Below are 21,699 nucleotides of genomic sequence, written 5' to 3'. Positions count from 1 at the left end.
GAGAAAGGCCGCCCCTGCGGGCGGCCTTTCCGGTCGTCGGCAAAGCGCGGATCAGCGCTTCATCGAATTGAAGAACTCGTCGTTGGACTTCGTGTTCTTCATCTTGTCGAGCATGAACTCCATCGCGGCCAGTTCGTCCATCGGGTGGAGGAGCTTGCGCAGGATCCAGATCTTGGCGAGCAGATCGGGATCGATCAGGAGGTCTTCGCGGCGGGTGCCGGAACGGTTGATGTCGATCGCGGGATAGACGCGCTTCTCGGAGATGCGGCGGGACAGGTGCACTTCCATGTTGCCCGTGCCCTTGAACTCCTCGTAGATCACTTCGTCCATCTTCGAGCCCGTGTCGGTCAGCGCCGTGGCGATGATCGTCAGGCTGCCGCCTTCCTCGACGTTGCGCGCCGCGCCGAAGAAGCGCTTGGGACGCTGCAGGGCGTTGGCGTCGACACCACCGGTGAGCACCTTGCCGGAGCTCGGCACCACGGTGTTGTAGGCGCGGGCGAGGCGGGTGATCGAGTCGAGCAGGATCACGACGTCCTTCTTGTGCTCGACCAGACGCTTGGCGCGCTCGATCACCATCTCGGCGACCTGCACGTGGCGCACGGCCGGCTCGTCGAACGTCGAGCTGATGACCTCGGCGCGGACGGTGCGGGCGATTTCCGTGACTTCTTCCGGACGCTCGTCGATCAGCAGCATGATCAGGTGAACGTCGGGGTGGTTGTACTGGATGGCCTGCGCGATGTTCTGCAGCATCATCGTCTTACCGGATTTCGGCTGGGAGACGATGAGGCCACGCTGACCGCGGCCGATCGGCGCCACCAGGTCGAGGATGCGGCCGGTGATGTCTTCGGTCGACCCGTTGCCGCGCTCGAGCTTGAAGGCCTTGCGCGGGAACAGCGGGGTGAGGTTTTCGAACAGGAGCTTGTTCTTCGACGCCTCCGGCGGATCGCCGTTGATGTCGTCGACCTTCAGCATCGCGAAGTAACGCTCGCCTTCCTTCGGATGGCGGACGCGGCCGGTGATGTAGTCGCCGGTACGCAGATTGAAGCGGCGGATCTGGCTGGGCGACACGTAGATGTCGTCCGGGCCGGCCAGGTACGACTCGTCGGCCGAGCGCAGGAAGCCGAAGCCGTCCTGCAGGATCTCGAGCACGCCCTCCGCCCAGATACCGCCGCCGGAGCGCGCGTGGGCCTTGAGGATGTTGAAGACGACGTCCTGCTTGCGCTGGCGGGCCACGCCTTCGCGCACGCCGAGCGATTCGGCGAACTCGAGCAGCTGGATCGCGTTCTTGCGCTTGAGCTCGGTCAGGTTGATCAGGCGATCGTTGCTGCCCGCGTCGGCGTTCTCGTCGTCGTCGACGGGATACCCGTTGTTGTTGCGCGGGCTCTGGTAGTTGCCGTTGTTGCCGCCACCGCCACCGCCACCGCCCTGGCGCTGCTGGTTGTTGTTGCGCTCGTTGCGACGACGACGACCGCGGCCTTCGCGCTCGTTGCGGTCGTTACGATTGTTCTGATGCTGGTTCGGGTTGTCGCCGCGCGCCTGCTGGCCCTGCGACTGGCCGCCGCCCTGACCGGGCTGGCCACCGTCGCGGGGCTCGCCCTGCGTCGGTGCGGGTGCCGGGGCCGGAGCGGGCGAGGGTGCGTTACCCAGCTGGAGCTCGGCCTGCGGGGCCGGCGCCGGCGCAGGAGCCGCCTTGGCGGGAGCCGGCGTGCCGGTCTCGACCGCGGGGGCCTCGGCGGCCGGCGCCTTGCGGCGGGTACGCGGACGCGGCTCGGTCGCAGGCTGGTCGCCGGCGCCCTTGGCGTCGATGGAGTCTTTGGTTTCGATATCGGACACGGGCAAACCTCACGGGGCGCCGTTGGAAGAAAAGAGGGAGAGGGTTCGCGACAGGGGGGACAAGCGGTGTCCCGGCGAACTCCTAGAGCCTAGCATCGCGTGAGGCGCGCCGTAAAGCGCCTCACGCGGCGGCTGGAAGCCAGGGCGAACGATTCAGCCCTGGAGAGATGTCAGATCGACTTCTCGATGAACTGGGAAAGCTGGGTCTTGCTCACGGCGCCGATCTGCGTGCCGGCGACCTTGCCGTCCTTGAACACCATCAGCGTCGGAATGCCGCGAACGCCGAACTGGCGCGGGGTCTGCTGGTTTTCGTCGATGTTGATCTTGACGATCTTGACCTTGCCTTCGTACTCACCGGCGAGGTCGTCGAGCGCGGGGGCGATCGCCTTGCAGGGGCCGCACCATTCGGCCCAGAAGTCGAGCAGGACGGGGGTGTCGGATTCGAGGACGTCCTTCGAGAAGGCGGCGTCGGTCGTATGGGTGATCTTGTCGCTCACCGTGGTCTCCAGTGGAGGGGTGGAAAAGGGGGTTGACGACCGTGACGCTGGCATCGGCTACACTTAGGAGCCCCATGTCGCGGGTCCAACCGGAACCGAAGGTCTTGGCCATTGCGGCCGGCGGCCCTCATTCCACCCGAACTAGGGGCGCGATTCAAGCGATTCAAGGTCGTCGACGAATGGTTTCCGTTGACATAGGTAAACCGGCTCGCGCAGCCGGTTCACCTATGCCAGCGGGAACCTTCCAGGCGGCCGCCTCCGCCTCCGGCCTTCGCGCGCCGGGCGCGTCGACAGGCCGCCGGACTGGCAACCGGCCCTTCCCGACTCTCCCGTGACGCCGGCCGGATCACTCTCCGTCCCGTGGTGCACGCATGCCGCCGGGACAGCGCCGCATGAGCGCGGCGCAAGCCTCCAGGCCCTTCATTCCATGTCCGAAACCGTACTCACCGACGTCTTCTACGAAAACCTCGACCTCCATCCCCTGCTTCAGCAGGGCCTCGCCGCCGCCGGCATCACGCGCTGCACGCCGATCCAGGCGCTGACGCTGCCGGTCGCCCTCCTGGGGCGCGACGTGGCCGGCCAGGCGCAGACGGGCACGGGCAAGACGTTCGCCTTCCTGGTCGCGCTGATGGATCGCCTGCTGAAGCATCCGGCCCATCCGGATCGCAAGGATTCCGACCCGCGCGCGCTGGTCATCGCGCCCACCCGCGAGCTCGCGATCCAGATCGAGAAGGATTTCCAGACCATCGGCAAGGCCACCGGTCTCCGCAGCGCGCTGATCTACGGCGGCGTCGACTACGACAAGCAGCGTCAGCAGCTGCGCGACGGTTGCGACATCATCATCGCCACCCCGGGCCGCCTGCTCGACTATTACAAGCAGGACGTGTTCGGCTTCGGCAGCGTCGAAGTCATGGTCATCGACGAAGCCGACCGCATGTTCGACCTCGGCTTCATCAAGGACGTGCGCTTCATCTTCCGCCGCCTCCCGGCGCGCGAGAAGCGCCAGGTGCTGCTGTTCTCCGCCACGCTGAGCCACCGCGTGCTCGAGCTCGCCTACGAGCACATGCACGAGGCCGAGAAGCTGGTCGTCGAGACCGAGAACGTCACGGCGGACCGCGTCCGCCAGGTCGTCTACTTCCCGTCGAAGGAAGAAAAGATGCCGCTGCTCTTCAACCTGCTCGAAGAGAGCAAGGCCGAGCGCAGCATCATCTTCGTCAACACCAAGGCCGCGGCCGAGCGCATCACCGACCGCCTGAAGCGTCACAATTTCCGCGTCGGCGCGATCTCGGGCGACGTGCCGCAGGTGAAGCGCCAGAAGCTCCTGCAGCGCTTCCAGGAAGGCCAGATCGACCTGCTGGTGGCCACCGACGTCGCCGCGCGCGGCCTGCACATCCCGGCCGTGAGCCACGTCTTCAACTACGATCTCCCGCAGGATGCCGAGGACTACGTCCACCGCATCGGCCGTACCGCGCGCCTGGGTGCCGAGGGCGACGCGATCAGCTTCGCGTGCGACCTCTACGCGATGGGCCTGCCGGACATCGAGACCTACATCAACCAGAAGATCCCCACCGCGTCGATCGAGGCACGCATGCTCGTGATGCCCGCCGCGCGCCCGCGTGCCGATGGCGTGCAGGATGAAGTGGACGATCCGAACGACACCGGCGGCCATGTCCCGACGCGCGGCGCGCCGCCGGAGAAGGGTGGTCGTGGTGGCGGTCGCAACGGTCGCGGTGGCCCGCGCTCCGGCGAGCGTTCGGGCGAGCGCGAGCGCCGCCCGCGTCCCCCGCGCGACGACAGGCCTGCCGCGACGCCGACCGAGGTGCCGATGACGACGGTGGTCGTGGCCGAAACCGTGGCGGACCTGCCGGCCGCCGCCGAAGCCATGGCCGACGCGTCGGCACCGAAGAAGCGTCGGCGCCGTCGCGGCGGCCGCGGTCGCGGGGCGCGCGAGGGCGCGGAAGGCACGGCCGGCAACGGCGCGACGCCGGCGCGCGTCGACGGACAGCCGTCCGCGCCGCGCAAGGCCGATGGCCAGGCCGGCCCGAACCGTCGCCCGTCGCGTCAGGTGACGGCGGCGCGTCCCGTCGCCACGCCGGCACCGGCCGCACCGAAGGCCCCCGAAAAGGTCGGCCTGCTCCGCCGCATCGGTCGCCTGTTCGGCGGTCGCTGATCGCCTCCCGAACGGTGCGCTTGCGGCAGGAGCGCACCTGGGCACGATGGCTTTTCGACTCGGTCGTCCAACCTGGCGCGCAAGCTGGGTCGTGAGTCGAAGAACGTTCGCGCCCAGGTGCGCTCCTGCATGAATACGCCGTCGGCTTGCCGCCATTCGGGCACTACATCCCTTATCCTCTGAGGCTCAACGGGCCAATGGGTGATGCGGTGATCGGTTTCGATCTGGTGAGCAAACGATACGAGGGCGGTCACCAGGCCCTTACCGATGTGTCGTTCCAGGTCGACGCCGGTGAGATGGCCTTCGTCACCGGCCACTCCGGCGCGGGCAAGAGCACGCTGCTGAAGCTGCTCGCCATGATCGAGCGCCCCACCAACGGCGTGGTCACCCTCGACGGGCAGAAGCTCAACACCGTTCGCCCCGGCGACATCCCGAAGATCCGCCGCAAGCTCGGCATGGTCTTCCAGGATCACCGCCTCCTTCTCGATCGCACCGTTTTCGCCAACGTCGAGCTGCCGCTGATCATCGGCGGCGTGGCGCCGGCCGATCGCGGCCGCCGTGTTCGCGCGGCCCTCGAGAAAGTGGGCCTGCTCAGCTACGAGAAGCAATTGCCCGAAGCGCTGTCCACGGGCGAACAGCAACGCGTGGGCATCGCGCGCGCCATCGTGGCCAAGCCGGCGGTGCTCATCGCCGACGAACCCACCGGCAACCTCGACCCGCAACTGGCGATGGAGATCATGTCGCTGTTCGCCGAATTCCAGGCGGTGGGCACCGCCGTGCTGGTGGCCAGCCACGACCTGATGCTGATCAAACGCATGAAGAAACGCGTCGTGGTGCTCGACCACGGAAAACTCGTGGCGGACGTGCCCGCGACGGAGGTCGTATGAACACGAACGCCGCACGCGAGGCCCGCCGCGCACCCGAACCGGAAAAGACCCGCCGCAGCGGTGCGCGCACGGTCGGGGCCTGGCGCGAACATCACCTGTGGAGCATGTCGATCAGCCTGCGCCGGCTCGGCGCGCGTCCATTGGGCACGTTGCTGACGGTGGCGGTGATGGGCGTCGCGCTGGCGCTGCCGCTCACGTTCTATCTGCTGCTCGACAACGTCCAGCGCATGGGCGACGCGCTCGGCCAGAATCAGTCGATCAGCGCGTTCATGAAGCCGGGCCTCAACGCCGGCATGGCAGAGACGGCGGCGTCGGCGTTGCGCGGCCGGCCCGAGGTAGGCCAGATCGCGATCCGCACGCCGAAGGATGGCCTGGACGAACTGGCCGAAGTGCAGGGCTTCTCCGGCGCGCTGCAATCGCTCGACGCCAATCCGCTGCCTTACGTGCTCTCAGTGACGCCGAAGACCGGCCTCTCCGCCGACGACATCGGCCGGTTGGTCGAGTCCATGAAGGCCACGCCGGGTGTCGACATGGTGCAGGAGACCGGCGCATGGCGTCAGCGTCTCGATGCGCTGGTCGGCGTCGGCGGGCGGGCGGTCGGCCTGCTCGCGCTGCTCCTGGGGGTCGCGGCGCTGCTCGTCGTCGGCAACACCATCCGCGTGGACATCCAGAGCCGCAGCGCCGAGATCGGCGTGCTGCTGCTGATCGGTGCGAGCCGTCCATTCGTTCGCCGGCCCTATCTCTACGCGGGCATCTGGCTCGGTTTTCTCGCGGGTGTGCTGGCGGTGGCGCTCGCCGCGGTGCTGGAACTCGCCATGGCGGGACCGGTGGGCCGGCTCGCCGCGGCGTACGACGGAAGCGTCAGCTTCGGCGCACTCCCCGCGTGGCTGCTGCTTTCGGTACCCTTCGCGTCGGCTTTGCTGGGGTGGCTCGGTGCGCGGCTCGTCAGCGCGAGGCAGATCCGCCGCGCCGCGGCGGTCTGACGAAGGAAGGGGGAGGATTCGGTGGGACATCACATCGGTTCGGGAGTGGCCGGCGCCACGCCGCGCATCCTGCTGGTCGACGGCTCGAAGGTCGTTCGCCAGCTGATCGCGCGCGTCGTCACGGCGGAAGTGCCGGGCGTGGAAATCGTCGGCGCGTCCACCGGGACCGAAGCGCAGGCGGAACTCCAGCGTGGCGTGTTCGACTTCGTCACCGTCGCGCTGCGCCTGCCCGACATGGACGGCCTCGAACTCGCCCGCTTCGTCCGCGAGGCGACCCCGCAGATCTACATGCCGATCGTCGTGGTGTCCGGCGACGTCGAGGCGCGCCTGCACCGTCGTGAGCTCGGCGAGTTCGTCACCGACTACTTCGATAAATCGCTCGGTTTCGGCGCGCTCGCCGAGTTCATTCGCGGCTACGTGCGCCCGGAAGGCGGCGCGGAGGGCGAAGTGCTCTACGTGGAAGACAGTCGCGTCGTCGCGCTGGCCACGCGGCGGATGATGGAGAAGTACGGCCTGACCGTGCACCACGTGATCAGCGCCGAAGACGCGCTCGACCACCTGCGCGCGGCGAAGCTCCGCGGCGAGGTCGGTGCCGATGTCGTGCTGACCGACGTCAGCCTCAAGGGCGAGCTCACCGGCGGCGATCTCGTCGAGCGCATCCGCAACGAGTTCGGCTACGGCAAGGGTCAGTTGCCGACGCTGATCATGACCGGCGACGAGAACCCGGCCAATCAGGCGGCGCTGCTGCGCGCCGGTGCCAACGATCTGGTCGAGAAACCGGTCGAAGAGAAACTGCTCATCACCAAGCTACTGTTCCAGCTTCGCGTGGCGTTGCACCTGCGCGACCGGGTCGAGCATTGAACGATCGCGTGAAACTGGAGCCAGGCTGGAAGCAGCGCATCGGCAGCTACCTCGATCGCCCGGACATGCAAGCGCTCGCCACGTTCCTCCGTGACGAGAAAGCGCGTGGCAAGACGATCTATCCACCGGGACCCGAGATCTTCAACGCGTTCGCGCACACGCCCTTCGACCGCGTGCGCGTCGTCATCCTCGGGCAGGATCCGTACCACGGCCCGGGGCAGGCGCACGGGCTGAGTTTCTCGGTGCGGCCCGGCGTGCGCGTGCCACCGTCGCTGCAGAACATGTTCAAGGAAATCGAGGCGTGCCTCGGTCTTCCGCGTCCCGCCCATGGCGATCTCACTCCCTGGGCCGACCGCGGCGTGCTGCTGCTCAACGCGGTGCTGACCGTGGAAGCCGGCGTGGCCGGTTCGCACCAGGGTAAGGGCTGGGAAGGCTTCACCGACGCCGCCATCGACGCGCTCAACCGCGAGCGCGACGGTCTCGTCTTCATGCTCTGGGGCAGTCACGCGCAGAAGAAGGGTCAGTTGATCGACACCAGTCGTCACCTCGTACTGCGCAGCGTGCACCCGTCGCCACTGTCGGCGCATCGCGGCTTCATGGGCTGCGGGCATTTCGCGAAGGCGAACGCGTGGCTCGAAGCGCGCGGCGAACCACCGATCGACTGGTCGCTGCCGCGGGGCGCCGGATCGCCCGGCGCCTGAGCGTCGTTACTTCTTTGCCAGCCGCTTCTGCTGGAACGGATAGAAACGGTGTTCGCGCAATTCGTGCTCGATCTCTTCGAGGCTCTTGCCCATCGTCTCGGGCACGAGGTAGTAAACGAACGCGAAGGCGAAGAGCGAGATCGCCGCGTATAGCCAGAACGTGTGGGTCGCGCCGAGCGACGTCACCAGCGTCAGCGTGGTGAGTGTCACGATCAGGTCGAAGGTCCAGTGGCTGAACGCGCCGAGGCTGGCGCCCTTGCCGCGGACGAAGAGCGGGTAAACCTCCGAGTTGATCAGCCAGATGCACACGCCGAAGCTGCCGCAGTTGAGCATCATGTAAGCGGCGAGACAGCCGACGGTGACCCAGCGGCTGACATCCGTGGCGGGACCCTGGCCCTGGAACAGCCAGCCCATCACGACCAGCGCCACGATCGAGCCGGGGATCATCCACAGCAGGTAGGTACGGCGGCCGATGCGGTCGACGAGGAAGCTGCCGATCACCGTCATGACCACGACGAGCACGGTGCTGGCGCCGGTCCCGAGCACCGCCGCCTCGTCGGAGAAGCCCGCCTTGGTGAGGATGGTGGGCGCGTAATAGATGAGGGCGTTGTTGCCGGTGATCTGCGAGAACATCGAGATGCCAGCGCCCACGATCACCGCGGGCCGGATCCACGGCCTGGCGATGTCCTTCCAGCTGCCCGTGGGTTCCTTTTCCGCGACCGTTTCGATCTCCGCCACTTCGGCGCGCGCCGCCGCGGCGCTGCCGCGCACGCGTTCGAGCACGCGCAGGGCCTCGTCGGTGCGACGTTCGGCGACGAGCCAGCGCGGGCTCTCCGGCAGGAAGCCCATGCCGCCCAGCAGGACGATGGCGGGCACGGTGCCGAGGCCGAACATCCAGCGCCAGTGTTCGCCCAGCGCGAAGCCGGTGAAGTACGCCACGGTGATGCCGAACACCACCATGAACTGGAACAGCGTGACCATCTTGCCGCGATGCTTCGGCGGCGCCACTTCCGCGATGTACACGGGGATGATCTGCGTGGAGCTGCCCGCGGACAGGCCGAGGATGAAGCGCGCGGCGATCAGCCAGGCCACGTCCGTGGCCATCGCCGAGGCGATAGAGCCCACGGCGAAGATCACGCCCACGAAGATCACCATGCGCCGGCGACCGAGCCGGTCGGAGAGCGGCCCGGTGACCAGGCAGCCGAACAGCGCGCCGAAGATGATCGCGCCGGTGACGAGCTGCTTGGTCGTGTCGTCGAGTGCGAACTGCCGGCCGAGGCCCAGCAGCGCGACGCCGATCACGCCCGTGTCGTAGCCGAACAGCAGGCCGCCGAGCGCGGCGATCGTCGCGATGCCGACCACGAGGCCGGTCGAAACGGGGGCGGTGGCGCCCGCCGGTTGATCCTGGGTTACCGCATGCATGCAAGGCTCCATGGTCGATGTCGCATCATGACGCCATGTCCGGGTGCAGACGGACATGGAAGTCCGCGCGGTGGGCCGTGGCGGCGATCCGTCGAGCGTTCGGCTCGTCGGTGTGTTCGATCCAGTCGAGCGCGGCTTGGCGGTCGCGCCCGAACCGGACGTGGCGTTCGAGCAGCTGGGCCCGCCGACGGGTGTCGTCGACCTCGACGAACCACACTTCGTCGAGGCACGTCCGGGCATCGCGCCATCCGTCGTCGTCCATCAGGAGGTAGTTGCCCTCCGTTATGACGAGGCGCGTGTCGGCGCGCACGGCGATCTCGCCGGCGATCGGCTCTTCGATCTCGCGGTGGAAGGCGGGCGCGTAGATGGTTTCGCCCGGGACGGGCGAGCGCAGGCGGCGAAGAAGTGCGATGTAGCCTGCGACGTCGAAGGTATCGGGCGCGCCCTTTCGATCGGCCCGCCCGAGCCGGTGAAGTTCCGCGTTGGCGAGGTGGAATCCATCCATCGGCACGCCGACCGCGACGTGACCCAGAGCGGCAAGCAGGGCGGCGGTCAGCGTGGACTTGCCTGCACCCGGCAGGCCCGCGATCCCGAGAATGCGCCGGCCGCCTCCGGACAGGAGGGCATCGAGCCGTGCACGGGCATTTGGATCGATCATATTGCGACCGTAGCACCGCCTGCGGGGCTTCGTCGATGGAAACCCGTCACGTCAGGCAAAGCCGCCCGTCGGCCCAATGGTTCCTGAACCGATCAGTACACCTATTGACCTGGGAGGGTCATTTCTGTACTATGGCGTACAGATAAGGCCGAAGGCGAACTTCGGCAAGGGTTAGCAGTCTCATACCGGGACTGCTAATCTGCCCAGAGACTCTTTCAGGAGGTTCCACACATGTCGCAAGCCCTCGCCACCCGCAACTACGGGCTACCGAGCGTCGTTGGCAGTCTGGATTCCTACATCTCGGCCGTCCATCGCATCCCGGTGCTCAGCCTTGACGAGGAGCAGTCGCTCGCCCGCCGCTTCCACGACGACACCGACCTCGACGCCGCCAAGCAGCTCGTGATGTCGCACCTCCGTTTCGTGGTCCACGTGGCACGCGGCTACAACGGCTACGGTCTCCAGCTTTCGGACCTGATCCAGGAAGGCAACATCGGCCTGATGAAGGCGGTGAAGCGCTTCGATCCGGATCAGGGCGTGCGTCTCGTCAGCTTCGCGGTCCACTGGATCCGTGCCGAGATGCACGAGTTCATCCTGCGCAACTGGCGCATCGTCAAGGTCGCCACCACCAAGGCGCAGCGCAAGCTGTTCTTCAACCTGCGCAAGAGCAAGAAGCGCCTGGGCTGGATGAACGCCGAGGAAGTCCGCGTGGTCGCCGCCGACCTGGGCGTGCCGGAAGCCACCGTCCGCGAGATGGAGTCGCGTCTTTCGGGCCGCGACATCGGCTTCGAGGCGCCGACCGACGCCGACGACGACGAGAAGCCGGCACCGGCCGCGTTCCTGGTCGACGAAGGTGCCGATCCGTACGACAACCTCGCCGAGGAAGACGCGAGCAACAACCAGATGGGCGCGCTGTCGTCGGCCCTCGGCAACCTGGACGATCGCTCGCGCGACATCATCCAGCGCCGTTGGCTGGCCGAGGACAACAAGGCCACGCTGCAGGATCTCGCGGACGAATACGGCGTGTCGGCCGAACGCATCCGTCAGATCGAAGCGAACGCCATGAAGAAGATGCGCGTCGCCATCGCCGCCTGACCGGAAGCGACTGGCGTACTATCCGGACGGCCCCGCGCTCAGCGCGGGGCCGTTTTCCGTTGTCACCGCACGTGGAGTGAAAGCCGGATGCCCCGGGCACTGGTCATCGAAGACGACGAAGTGACCGCCCGCGACATCGTCGCGGAGCTGGGTGCGCACGGCCTCGTGGCCGAGTGGGTCGCCAACGGCCGCGACGGCCTGCAGCGCGCGCTCGCCGACGGCTTCGACATCATCACTCTCGACCGCATGCTGCCCGGCATGGATGGCATCGACGTCGTGTCGGCCCTTCGCCAGCGGTCGGTCGACACGCCCGTGCTCATGATCAGCGCGCTGTCCGACGTGGACGAGCGCGTGCGCGGCCTTCGCGCGGGGGGCGACGACTACCTCACCAAGCCCTTCGCGCCCGACGAACTCGCCGCGCGCGCCGAAGTCCTGCTGCGCCGTCGTCGGCCGGCCGCGAACGAGACGCGCCTGCGCGTCGCGGATCTCGAGCTCGACCTCGTGCGGCACGATGCCGAGCGCGGCGGCCAGGCGCTGACGCTGCTGCCCACCGAGTTCCGCCTGCTCGAATTCCTGATGCGCAACGCCGGGCAGGTGGTGACGCGTCAGATGATCTTCGAGCACGTCTGGGGTTTTCATTTCGATCCGGGTACCAATGTGATCGATGTCCACATCGGCCGCTTGCGTCGCAAGATCGACGGCACCGGCCAGACGCCGCTCATCCGCACGGTGCGCGGCTCGGGGTATGTCCTTGCGCCCGCTGACTGACGCCTGGCGTTCCGCCACCTCGCGCCTGATCATCATCTACGGCGCGTTGTTCGCCATCTGGTGCGTGATGCTGCTGGGCGTCGTGCAGTGGGAGGCATCGCGCTACCTGCGCAACGTCGTCGACCAGATGCTGATCGCGCGCATCCACTACCTCGAGAACACCGAACCGCGCCGCTTGCCGGCCACGGTGGAGGCGGCGAGCGAGATCGACGTGCAGGGCTACATGTGGGTCGGCCTGTTCGACGCGCAGGGCAGGCGCATCGCGGGCAACCTCGGCGCCGTGCCGAAAGAGCTCGACGAGGAAGGCGTCGTCCGCGCGGTGGAGGCGGTGCTCGACAGTCCGTCACGCAAGGTGACCGCGCGTGCCTTCGGCATCACGCGGCGGCTGCCTGGCGGCGAGCGCCTCGTCGTGGCGAAGGAAAGCGCGACGATCGACGGCATCGGCGCGATCATCCGTCGCGGCGTGCTCTGGGGTCTCACCCTGACACTGATTCCGGGCCTGCTCGGCGGCGTGCTGCTGGCGCGCGGCCCCGCGCGGCGCATTCGTGCCATCCAGCGCGCGATGGAACCGATCAGCGACGGCAACCTGTCCGTGCGCCTGCCCGTCAGTCGCAGCGGCGACGAAGTCGACCTGCTCGCGGGCACGGTCAACGCCACGCTCGGCGAGATCGAACGCCTGCTCGGCGAGGTCAAGGGCGTCACGGACAACATCGCGCACGATCTGCGCACCCCGCTCACGCGCATGCGCACGCGGCTCTATCGCCTGCAGCAACAGTTCGAAGGGAAGCCGGAAGGCGAGCAGCTCGAAGCCTGCGTGGCCGAGATCGACACGGTGCTCGGTCGCTTCCGCGCGCTCCTGCGGGTCTCGGAACTCGAAGACCATCGTCGCAGCGCCTGCTTCGCACCGATGGACATCGGCGACGTCCTGCGACACGTCCATGAGTTCTACGCACCGCTGGCGGAAGACCGCGGGCAGTCGTTCGAGCTCCACGTCGGCCGGGTACCCGCCCTGCGCGGCGATCCCCAGCTGATGTTCGAAGCCTGCGCGAACCTCGTGGGCAACGCGATCAAGTTCACGCCCGACGGCGGGGCGGTGCGCCTCGTGGCGTCGACGGACGACACAGGCGCCGCACGCATCGAAATCGCCGACACCGGCCCGGGCATCCCGCCCGACGAACGCGAAGCGGTCTTCCGCCGCTTCTACCGCGCCGACGAATCCCGCGCCAAGCCGGGTTGTGGCCTCGGTCTTGCGATCGTCAGCGCCATCGTCCGCCTGCACGGCTACTCGATGTCGGTGGGTGGCGACGACAAGGGCGCGGTGTTCTCGGTGACGTGTCCCGCGAGCGGCTAGCGCCGTTGCCGGTTCCGCGAGGCGTCCGTCATCCCTAAATAAATCTTAACTACGCCTCAGCCGACCCCGAGCGCAGAATTCGCCGCGACGCAACATCGCGCTCGGAACCCGTCCCCCATGATTGGCATCGTCCGGATCGCTCTCACGCGGCCGTATACCTTCGTCGTTCTCGCCTTGCTGATCCTGATCGTCGGCCCGCTGGCCGCGCTGCGCACGCCGACGGACATCTTTCCCGACATCAAGATTCCCGTGATCGCGGTGGTGTGGCAGTACACGGGCCTGCCTGCGGATCAGATGGCCGGGCGTGTGTCGTCGCCGTTCGAGCGTGTTCTGACGACCACGGTGAACGACGTCGAGCACATCGAGGCCAACTCGATCCAGGGCTTCGGCATCGTCAAGATCTTCTTCCAGCCCACCGTCGACATCCGCACGGCCAACGCGCAGGTGACCGCCGTGGCGCAGACGCTGCTGCGGCAGCTGCCTCAGGGCACCACGCCGCCGCTGATCCTCAACTACAGCGCGTCGACGGTGCCGATCATCCAGCTGGCGCTCTCGGGCGAGGGCCTCACCGAACAGAATCTCGGCGACCTCGGCCTCAACATCATCCGTCCGCAGCTGGTGTCGGTGCCGGGTGCGGCGATCCCGTATCCGTACGGCGGCAAGACGCGCCAGGTGCAGATCGATATCGATCCGCCCGCGCTGCAGGCGCGGGGCCTGTCCGCGCAGGACGTCGCGAACGCGCTGGCCGCGCAGAACCTGATCACGCCGGTGGGCACGCAGAAGATCGGACGTTACGAGTACACGCTGCAGCTCAACAACTCGCCGTCCGACATCGACGAACTCGGCAACCTGCCGGTGAAGGTCGTCAACGGCGCCACGGTCTACATCCGCGACGTGGCCCACGTGCGCGACGGATCGCCGCCGCAGACCAACATCGTGCACGTGAACGGCGACCGTTCGGTGCTCATGACGGTGCTGAAGAACGGTTCGGCCTCGACCCTCGCCATCATCAAGGGCATCAAGGAACGCGCGGCCGCCATGAAGGACGCGCTGCCCGCGAACCTGAAGATCGCACCGATCGGCGACCAGTCGCTCTTCGTCAGCGGCGCCATCGAGGGCGTGGCGCGCGAGGGCGTGATCGCCGCGGCGCTCACCAGCCTGATGATCCTGCTCTTCCTCGGCAGCTGGCGCTCCACGATCATCATCGCCACGTCCATCCCGCTCGCCATCCTCGGCTCCATCGCCGCGCTTTCGGCGATCGGCGAGACGATGAACATCATGACGCTCGGCGGCCTCGCGCTCGCCGTCGGCATCCTCGTCGACGACGCCACGGTGACCATCGAGAACATCAACTGGCACCTGGAGCAGGGCAAGGACGTCGAGACGGCGATCCTCGACGGCGCCGCGCAGATCGTGACGCCGGCCTTCGTGTCGTTGCTGTGCATCTGCATCGTCTTCGTGCCGATGTTCTTCCTCGAAGGCGTCGCACGCTTCCTCTTCGTGCCGATGGCCGAAGCGGTGATGTTCGCGATGATCGCGTCGTTCATCCTGTCGCGCACCCTCGTGCCGACGATGTCGAAATACCTGCTGAAGGCGCACAGCCACGACGACCCGCACGGGGATCACGGCACACCGTCGCGCAATCCGCTGGTGCGCTTCCAGCGCGGTTTCGAGAAGCGCTTCGAACGCATGCGCGCGGGTTACCACGTGCTGCTGGAGACGGCGATGGCGCACCGCAAGGTATTCACCATCGGCTTCATGGGTTTCGTGCTGCTCTCGTTCCTGCTGGTGCCGATGCTCGGCCGCAACTTCTTCCCGGCCGTGGATTCGGGCCAGATCCTCATGCACGTCCGCGCGCCGATCGGCACGCGCGTGGAAGAGAGTGCGCGCCTGTTCGCACACGTCAGCGATGCCGTGCGGACGATCATCCCGAAAGACGAGCTTGGTACCGTCGTCGACAACATCGGCCTGTCCTCGTCCGGCATCAACACGACGTACAACAACACCGGCACGATCGGCTCGTGGGACGGCGACATCCAGATCGCGCTGAACGAAGGCCACGCACCCACCGCGGACTACGTGCGCGAGCTTCGCGAGAAGCTGCCCCGGCAGTTCCCGGGCGCGACGTTCTCGTTCCCGCCGGCTGACATCATCAGCCAGATCCTGAACTTCGGTTCGCCCGCGCCGATCGACCTGCAGATCCGCGGTCCCAACGTCGCCGGCAACTTCGCTTATGCGAATACCCTGCTGCGCGATATCCGCCGTGTGCCCGGCGTCGCCGATGCGCGCATCCAGCAGTCGCAGGCGGCCCCCGGCTTCAACGTGGACGTCGATCGCAGCCGTGCCCAGCAGGTAGGCATCACCGAGCGCGACGTCACCACCAGCCTCGGTGTGAACCTCGCCGGTTCCAGCCAGGTGGCGCCGACCTTCTGGCTCAACCCGAAGAACGGCGTGTCGTACCCGATCGTGATGCAGACGCCGCAGTACAGCCTCGACAGCCTGCCGGATCTGGAGAACGTGCCGATCTCGCCGAGCACGGGGGGCGCGGGCTCGCAGATCCTCGGCGGCCTCGCCACGGTGTCGCGCACCGCGACGAACGCCGTGGTCAGCCAGTACAACATCAACTCGATGGTCGAGATCTTCGCGACCACGCAGGACCGCGACCTGGGTGCCGTCGCCGCAGACATCCAGAAGATCCTCGACGCGCACAAGAAAGAGCTGCCGAAAGCCTCCAGCATCGCGCTGCTCGGCCAGGTGCAGACGATGAACAACGCGTTCTCCGGCCTGATCTTCGGATTGCTCGGCGCGATCGTGCTGATCTACCTGCTGATCGTGGTGAACTTCCAGTCGTGGAGCGATCCGTTCGTGATCGTGACCGCGCTGCCGGCGGCCATCGCGGGCATCGTGTGGATCCTCTTCGCCACGCACACCACGTTGTCGGTTCCCGCGCTTACCGGCGCCATCATGTGCATGGGCGTCGCCACGGCGAACTCGATCCTCGTGGTCAGCTTCTGCCGCGAGAAGCTCGCCGAACACGGCGACGCCATCCAGGCGGCGCTCGAGGGTGGCTTCGTCCGCTTCCGGCCCGTGCTCATGACCGCGCTGGCGATGATCATCGGCATGGCGCCGATGGCGCTCGGCCTCGGCGAAGGTGGCGAGCAGAACGCGCCGCTCGGTCGCGCCGTGATCGGCGGCCTCATTTTCGCGACGACGGCGACGCTGTTCTTCGTCCCCATCGTCTTCAGCATCATCCACGGCCGCCGCGGCCACCCGTCCACCACCCCGGCGAACGCTTCCGGAGAGCCCGTCCATGTCGCCTGATATCCAGCACAACCCGCCGCCGCGCCGTCTTCGTCTCGCCGGCATCATCGGTGCCATCGTCGTCCTCGCCATCGTCGTCGCGGGTGTCGCGACGCGTGCCAGCGACTCGCGCCGCCTGCGCGAGTGGACGGACGACCAGGCCGTGCCCACCGTCAACGTCGTCACGGCCGAGGGCGGGCAAGGTGGCGGCGACCTCAACCTGCCGGGCCGTCTGCAGGCCTACGCCCGCGCGCCGATCTTCGCGCGCACCAGCGGCTACCTTAAATCGTGGAAGGCAGACATCGGCCAGAAGGTGAAGGCGGGCGAACTGCTCGCCGAGATCGAAACGCCCGACCTCGACCAGCAGCTGCTGCAGGCGAAGGCGGACCTCGCCAGCGCGCGTGCGAACGAAGCGCTCGCCGCCACGACCGCGAAGCGCTGGCAGGCGATGCGCGACTCCGACTCGGTGTCGAAGCAGGAGGTCGATGAGAAGACGGGCGACTTCGACGCGAAGCACGCGCTCGCGCAGGCCGCGCAGGCGAACCTCGAACGCATCGAGGCACTGAAGGGCTTCGCCCGCTTGGTCGCGCCGTTCGACGGCGTGGTCACCGCGCGCGAGACCGACGTCGGCGCGCTCATCAACGCGGGTGGTGGCGGCCAGGAGCTGTTCGTCGTATCCGACGTGCGCAAGCTGCGCATGTACGTCAACGTGCCGCAGAACTACGCACCGTCGATCCGCCAGGGCGCGACGGTGAAGCTCGCCGTTCCGGAATACCCGGGCAAGACGTTCACGGGCGTCGTCGAGTCGAGCTCGGCGGCGATCAACGCCGCCTCCGGTACCACGCTGGTGCAGGTGGCCGTCGACAACGCGGACGGCAGGCTGCTTCCCGGCGGCTACGCGAGCGTCACCTTCGACCTTCCGGCGGATGCCGCGTTGCTCCGCGTGCCGGCCAGTGCGCTCGTGTTCGACGACAAGGGCCTGCGCGTGGCGGTCGTCGACGCGAACAACAAGGTGGCGTTCAAGGACGTGACGATCGTTCGCGACTTCGGCAAGACGGTGCAGCTGGGTTCGGGCCTCGCGGCGGGCGACCGCCTGATCGAAAGTCCACCCGACGGTCTCGCCACGGGCGACACGGTGCGCGTGAACACGCCGAAGAAAGCGGAAGGCGACCATGGCAAGGCCTGAACGCGCGATCGCGATGCTGTTCGTCGCGGGACTTTCGGCGTGCTCGCTCGCGCCGGCATACAAGGCCCCCGAGGTGCCGGTGGCCGGGCAGTACGCGAACGCGGCGACACCGTGGACGGAAGCGAAGCCGGCCGATCACCTCGATCGCGACGGCTGGTGGAAGCTCTACGGCGACACGCGCCTCGACGATCTGCAGACGAAGCTCTTGGCGAACAACGCGACGCTCGCCGCGGCGCTGGCGCATTACCAGCAGTCCGAGGCGTTCACGAAACAGGTGCGTGCGGGGCTGTACCCCACCGTCGGACTGAACGGCAACGCCTCGCGCAATCGCGAATCCGACACGCGTCCATTGCGCGGCGCGACCTCGCCGTCGATCTACGACTCGTACACCATCGGGGCGCAGCTCGATTACGAGGTCGACCTGTGGGGGCGCGTGCGCGACACGGTCGCCGCCGGCACCGCCGAGCAGGCGGCCTCCGCGGCGGACCTCGCTTCCGCGCGGCTCAGCCTCCAGGCGCAGCTGGCGGACAGTTACCTGCAGCTCAATGGTGCCGATCGCCAGATCAAGGTGCTGGACGAAAGCATCGATGCGTTCTCGCGGGCACTGCAGCTGACGCAGTCGCGGCACGAGGGCGGCATCGCCTCGGGTCTCGACGTCGCGCGCGCGCAGACGCAGCTGTCGAACGCCAGGTCGCAGCTCACCCAGGCCCAGGCGCAGCGCGCGCTGGTGCTGCATGCCATCGCCGTGCTGGTGGGCGACTCCGCGTCGCAGTTCACGTTGGCGACGAACGACGCGCCCGTCGCCGTGCCGACCATCCCGGTCGACGTGCCGTCGGTCCTCCTGCAACGCCGGCCGGACGTCGCCGCGGCCGAACGTCGGACCGCCGCCGCCAATGCGCGCGTCGGCATCGCGCGATCGGCGTTCTTTCCGCAGCTGACCCTGGACGGGCAGGGTGGCTGGCAGAGCTCGCAATGGGGCAGCATCGCCACCGCGCCGAATCGCTTCTGGGCGATTGGGCCGAGCCTGCTGCTCAATGTCTTCGATGGCGGTCGTCGCAAGGCTGGCGTGGAGGCGGCCAAGGCCGCGACCGATGAAGCCGGCGCGCAGTACCGCGCCGTGGTGCTGAACGCGTTCGCGCAGGTGGAGGACAACCTCACGCTGCTGCGCGATCTCGGTACGGCGCTGACGGACCAGCGTGCGGCGGCGGATGCGGCGCAGCGCTCGGTCGACCTGTCGCTCAACCGTTACCGCGAAGGCGCCGTGGGTTACCTCGACGTGGTACAGGCCCAGACGGCGGCGCTCGACGCCCGTCGGAGCGTGATCGACCTGGAAACGCGCCAGCTCCGCGCGAGCGTGCAGCTGATCCGGGCGCTGGGCGGCGGGTGGAGTAACGCCGGATAACCCGGCGGACAGCTCGCCGCCATGGCGGCGAGCGGGTCGCTGCACCGTATAGTGCACCCATGCACGCCACCCTCGACCGCCAGAAACTCGCCCAGCTCGCCGATGGTCCGCCATCGGCCGCCATCCGCATCGACCGGCTCGATCGCGCCATCGGTCTGCTCGTCGATCACGCCGACGAGATCGCCGCCACGTTGCGCGAGGACTTCGGCCATCGCTCCATCGAGGCGTCGCTGGTCACGGACGTCGCGGCATCCATCGAACCGCTGAAGCACGCGAAGCGCCACGTGCGCCAATGGATGAGGCGGGAGCGTCGTGCCGTGTCGCCGGCGGCGCTCGCGCTGCTCGGCGCGCGCGCGTGGATCGACTACCAACCCAAGGGCGTGGTCGGCGTCATGTCGCCGTGGAACTTCCCCTTCAATCTCACGTTCGCGCCACTGGCCGGCATCCTCGCCGCCGGCAACCGCGTGATGATCAAGCCGTCGGAATTCACGCCGCGCTCGTCGGCGCTGATGCAGCGGATGATCGCCAGCGCGTTCGACGACACGGAGATCGCGGTGTTCACCGGCGATGCCGACGTCGGCGCGGCCTTCGCGTCGTTACCGTTCGACCATCTGCTGTTCACCGGCGCGACATCGATCGCACGGCACGTGATGCGTGCCGCGGCAGCCAACCTCGTGCCCGTGACGCTGGAACTCGGTGGAAAATCGCCGGCCATCGTCGGCTGCGACGCCGACCTCGCGCTCGCCGCGAAGCGCCTGATGTTCGGCAAGACGCTCAACGCGGGACAGGTCTGCGTCGCGCCGGACTATGCGCTGGTCGAACGACAGCGCATTCCCGCGTTCGTGGACGCCTGCCGCGCGGCAGTGACGGGCATGTTCCCCGTGCTCGCGGACAACCCCGACTACACGGCGATCGTCAACGATCGCCACCGCGGTCGGCTGCGCGCGTATCTCGCCGACGCGCGAGCCAAGGGTGCCACGGTGATCGACCTGCATGCCGGGGCCACGTCGGACGAACGGCGCATGGCACCCGTCGCCGTGCTCGACGTCGATGACGGCATGGAGGTGATGCGCGAGGAGATCTTCGGGCCGATCCTGCCGGTGCTGCCTTACGACCGCATCGACGACGCCATCGCTTACGTCAACGCGCACGCACGACCGCTGAGCCTCTACTACTTCGGCAACCACACGGAGGAACAGGAACGCGTGCTCGCGCGCATCGTGGCCGGCGGCGTCACGGTCAACGACACGGTGATGCACCTGACCATGGACGATCTGCCCTTCGGCGGCGTCGGTCCGTCCGGCATGGGGGCGTATCACGGCATCGATGGCTTCCGGACCTTCAGCCATGCACGGTCGGTGTACCGCCAGTCGCGCTTCGACGTGTCGGCGATGCTGCGGCCTCCCTACGGGAAGATGGTCTCGCGACTGCTGGCGTTCAAGATCCGCCGCTGATCGCACAGGATTCGCGCGCAAGCGCGCTCCCACAGAAACAGTCGCAAAAAAAGGGCCCGAGGGGCCCTTTTTCGTTTCATGTCACTCGACGCTTACGCGCTCGCCTTGGTGACTTCGCTCAGCTTCGCGCCCAGCAGCTCCTCGAGCTTGCGCTGGTCGACGGCGAACTTGCGAATGCCCTCCGCGAGCTTGTCGGTGGCCATCGCGTCTTCGTTGTGGCCCCAGCGGAATTTCGCTTCCGACAGCTTCTCCTTCGGCGGCTCTTCCTTCTTGCCGGTGTCCTTCAGCGCGACGTCGAGCTTGTCGTTGTTTTCGCTGAGTTCCTTCAGGAGCTCAGGCGCGATCGTCAGGCGGTCGCAGCCGGCGAGGGCCTGGATCTGGCCGATGTTGCGGAAGCTCGCGCCCATCACGATCGTCTTGTAGCCGTGCATCTTGTAGTAGTCGTAGATACGACGGACCGACTTCACGCCCGGATCTTCCGCCGGCTCGAACGTCTTCTTGTCGCCGTGCGCGACGTACCAGTCGAAGATGCGGCCGACGAACGGCGAGATGAGGAACGCACCGGCCTCGGCGCAGGCCACCGCCTGTTCGAAGCTGAAGAGCAGCGTCATGTTGCAGTTGATGCCTTCCTTCTGCAGCTGCTCCGCGGCCTTGATGCCTTCCCAGGTCGAGGCGAGCTTGATCAGGATGCGCTTGCGGTCGACGCCCGCGTCTTCGTACAGCGAGAGCAGGCGCTTCGCCTTCGCGATCGAGGCTTCGGTGTCGAACGACAGGCGCGCGTCGACTTCGGTGGAAACGTAACCCGGCACGATCTCCAGGATCTTGCGGCCGAAGAGCACGGCCATGCGGTCGCCCGCATCGACCAGCTGCTGGTCGCGGCTGTCGCTCTGCTTGCCGGCCCACTCGACGGCCTCGTCGACGATCGCCTTGTATTCGGCGATGCCCGCGGCCTTCAGGAGCAGCGACGGATTGGTCGTGGCGTCCTGCGGGTTGTATTCCTTCATGGCCGAGAAATCGCCGGTGTCGGCGACGACGGTGGTGAGGCTCTTGAGCTGTTCGAGTTGGCTGGTCACGTTCTTGACTTCCGTTACCTGATAAGGGGGTTATTGTCGCGCCGATCGACCGACAGATACA

General features: G+C 67.5%; 17 protein-coding genes. 12 read left to right on the top strand and 5 right to left on the bottom strand.

Annotated features, from left to right (window positions below; genetic code table 11):
* Positions 1 to 51: 51 nt before the first annotated feature.
* Both rho and trxA read right to left on the bottom strand, forming a co-directional pair.
* Positions 52 to 1,833, bottom strand: coding sequence for a transcription termination factor Rho (gene rho, locus BMX32_RS17615; RefSeq protein WP_089981331.1), 1,782 nt, complete (start codon positions 1,831 to 1,833; stop codon positions 52 to 54).
* A gap of 170 nt (positions 1,834 to 2,003) precedes the next feature.
* A complete protein-coding gene (gene trxA, locus BMX32_RS17610; RefSeq protein ID WP_343123865.1) occupies positions 2,004 to 2,384 on the bottom strand; it encodes a thioredoxin TrxA in 381 nt (126 codons plus the stop codon).
* Between the two features lie 373 nt (positions 2,385 to 2,757).
* On the opposite strand from trxA, the gene BMX32_RS17605 reads away from it, so the two are divergent.
* From BMX32_RS17605 to ung, 5 genes are all read left to right on the top strand, one after another.
* The gene (locus BMX32_RS17605) at positions 2,758 to 4,500 is read left to right on the top strand and encodes a DEAD/DEAH box helicase (RefSeq protein ID WP_089981322.1); all 1,743 of its coding nucleotides are present in this window, start codon (positions 2,758 to 2,760) and stop codon (positions 4,498 to 4,500) included.
* A gap of 197 nt (positions 4,501 to 4,697) precedes the next feature.
* Positions 4,698 to 5,387 (top strand): cell division ATP-binding protein FtsE, encoded by a 690-nt coding sequence (ftsE, locus tag BMX32_RS17600; RefSeq protein WP_170843730.1) that lies wholly within the window; start codon positions 4,698 to 4,700, stop codon positions 5,385 to 5,387.
* The gene (ftsX, locus tag BMX32_RS17595; RefSeq protein WP_089981320.1) at positions 5,384 to 6,370 is read left to right on the top strand and encodes a permease-like cell division protein FtsX; all 987 of its coding nucleotides are present in this window, start codon (positions 5,384 to 5,386) and stop codon (positions 6,368 to 6,370) included. The genes ftsE and ftsX overlap by 4 nt, the downstream gene beginning before the upstream one ends.
* A gap of 21 nt (positions 6,371 to 6,391) precedes the next feature.
* The gene (locus BMX32_RS17590) at positions 6,392 to 7,231 is read left to right on the top strand and encodes a response regulator (protein WP_244511601.1); all 840 of its coding nucleotides are present in this window, start codon (positions 6,392 to 6,394) and stop codon (positions 7,229 to 7,231) included.
* Entirely contained in the window at positions 7,228 to 7,932 is a 705-nt protein-coding gene (gene ung, locus BMX32_RS17585) for a uracil-DNA glycosylase (protein WP_089981317.1), read from the top strand. The genes BMX32_RS17590 and ung overlap by 4 nt, the downstream gene beginning before the upstream one ends.
* 6 nt (positions 7,933 to 7,938) lie before the next feature.
* On the opposite strand, the gene BMX32_RS17580 is transcribed toward ung, so the two are convergent.
* Positions 7,939 to 9,354 carry a sugar porter family MFS transporter gene (locus BMX32_RS17580; RefSeq protein WP_089981315.1) on the bottom strand — a complete coding sequence of 472 codons (1,416 nt, stop codon included), beginning with the start codon at positions 9,352 to 9,354 and terminating at the stop codon, positions 7,939 to 7,941.
* Positions 9,355 to 9,379: 25 nt separating this feature from the next.
* Positions 9,380 to 10,012: a nucleoside/nucleotide kinase family protein gene (locus BMX32_RS17575; protein WP_089981311.1), complete on the bottom strand. Its 633-nt coding sequence runs from the start codon at positions 10,010 to 10,012 to the stop codon at positions 9,380 to 9,382.
* Positions 10,013 to 10,243: 231 nt separating this feature from the next.
* Between BMX32_RS17575 and rpoH the strand changes: the two genes are divergently transcribed.
* The 7 genes from rpoH to BMX32_RS17540 all read left to right on the top strand — a co-directional run bounded on the left by rpoH (position 10,244) and on the right by BMX32_RS17540 (position 20,565).
* Complete coding sequence (gene rpoH, locus BMX32_RS17570) at positions 10,244 to 11,104, top strand: RNA polymerase sigma factor RpoH (protein WP_089981309.1); 861 nt, start codon at positions 10,244 to 10,246, stop codon at positions 11,102 to 11,104.
* 87 nt (positions 11,105 to 11,191) lie between these two features.
* The gene (locus BMX32_RS17565; RefSeq protein ID WP_089981307.1) at positions 11,192 to 11,872 is read left to right on the top strand and encodes a response regulator transcription factor; all 681 of its coding nucleotides are present in this window, start codon (positions 11,192 to 11,194) and stop codon (positions 11,870 to 11,872) included.
* The gene (locus tag BMX32_RS17560; RefSeq protein ID WP_089981305.1) at positions 11,850 to 13,223 is read left to right on the top strand and encodes a sensor histidine kinase; all 1,374 of its coding nucleotides are present in this window, start codon (positions 11,850 to 11,852) and stop codon (positions 13,221 to 13,223) included. The genes BMX32_RS17565 and BMX32_RS17560 overlap by 23 nt, the downstream gene beginning before the upstream one ends.
* Before the next feature lie 117 nt (positions 13,224 to 13,340).
* On the top strand, positions 13,341 to 16,544 hold the full coding sequence (locus BMX32_RS17555; protein WP_089981303.1) for an efflux RND transporter permease subunit: 3,204 nt from the start codon (positions 13,341 to 13,343) through the stop codon (positions 16,542 to 16,544).
* On the top strand, positions 16,534 to 17,709 hold the full coding sequence (locus BMX32_RS17550) for an efflux RND transporter periplasmic adaptor subunit (protein ID WP_089981301.1): 1,176 nt from the start codon (positions 16,534 to 16,536) through the stop codon (positions 17,707 to 17,709). Before BMX32_RS17555 ends, BMX32_RS17550 begins: the two co-directional genes overlap by 11 nt.
* Positions 17,696 to 19,111, top strand: coding sequence for an efflux transporter outer membrane subunit (locus BMX32_RS17545; protein WP_089981299.1), 1,416 nt, complete (start codon positions 17,696 to 17,698; stop codon positions 19,109 to 19,111). The genes BMX32_RS17550 and BMX32_RS17545 overlap by 14 nt, the downstream gene beginning before the upstream one ends.
* A 59-nt stretch (positions 19,112 to 19,170) precedes the next feature.
* The gene (locus tag BMX32_RS17540) at positions 19,171 to 20,565 is read left to right on the top strand and encodes a coniferyl aldehyde dehydrogenase (protein ID WP_089981297.1); all 1,395 of its coding nucleotides are present in this window, start codon (positions 19,171 to 19,173) and stop codon (positions 20,563 to 20,565) included.
* 92 nt (positions 20,566 to 20,657) lie between these two features.
* On the opposite strand, the gene tal is transcribed toward BMX32_RS17540, so the two are convergent.
* Positions 20,658 to 21,638, bottom strand: coding sequence for a transaldolase (tal, locus tag BMX32_RS17535; RefSeq protein ID WP_089981294.1), 981 nt, complete (start codon positions 21,636 to 21,638; stop codon positions 20,658 to 20,660).
* Positions 21,639 to 21,699 lie beyond the last annotated feature (61 nt).

The sequence above is a fragment of the Luteibacter sp. UNCMF331Sha3.1 genome, from assembly GCF_900109915.1.
In the GTDB taxonomy this organism is placed as follows: Bacteria; Pseudomonadota; Gammaproteobacteria; order Xanthomonadales; family Rhodanobacteraceae; genus Luteibacter.
Note: the sequence above shows the minus strand (reverse complement) of the source record. Positions and strands in the feature narration are given on the sequence as shown.